The sequence below is a fragment of the Aminobacter sp. P4_D5 genome (assembly GCF_056401815.1).
Genome location: NZ_JBFUIP010000979.1, coordinates 1 through 611, shown reverse-complemented (window position 1 = coordinate 611; position 611 = coordinate 1). Strand labels below are relative to the sequence as shown.

The window sequence follows — 611 nt, the reverse complement described above, 5'->3', positions numbered from 1 at the left end:
GGCCTGGTGTGATCTCCATCTGCCGGCGGGACATCAGGACGCTCAACCGGGCGAGGCGGGTCGGGGGAGGCGCGGAATCGGGATCTTGGCCTGCGGGTGTTCCACAGCCCTATCCTAGACACCGTCGCGGGCGTTTCGGAATGATTGTCTGTATTCCCAGCGTCCCGATTCCGGGCGTCCCGGCCGGGACGCGGCCGGTTCAGTCCGTCCGGCCGACGAAGCGCTCCAGCCAATGGATGGTGTAGTCGCCGGCCTGGAACTCCGGATCGGCCATGATCCGGCGGTGCAGCGGCAGGGTCGTCTCGATGCCGTCGACCACCATCTCCTCCAGCGCCCGGCGCATGCGCGCGATGGCTTGGGCGCGGTCGGGCGCATGGACGATGAGCTTGGCCACCAGGCTATCGTAGTGTGGCGGCACGGAGTAGCCCGCATAGAGCGCGCTATCGACCCGCACCCCGAGGCCGCCCGGCGCGTGGAAGGTGTTCACCTTGCCGGGCGAGGGCGCGAAGGTCACGGGATCTTCGGCCGTGACCCGGCACTCGATGGCGTGGCCGGAGAAGGTGACGTCCTCCTGGCCATAGCCCAGCGGCTCGCCGGCCGCGATGCGGATC

At 69.2% G+C, this 611-nt stretch carries 1 pseudogene; it reads right to left on the bottom strand.

From position 1 onward, the window contains the following. Nucleotides 1-199 precede the first annotated feature (199 nt). A pseudogene (locus AC1DWF_RS36175) lies at nucleotides 200-611 on the bottom strand (acetyl-CoA carboxylase biotin carboxylase subunit); the annotation flags it as partial.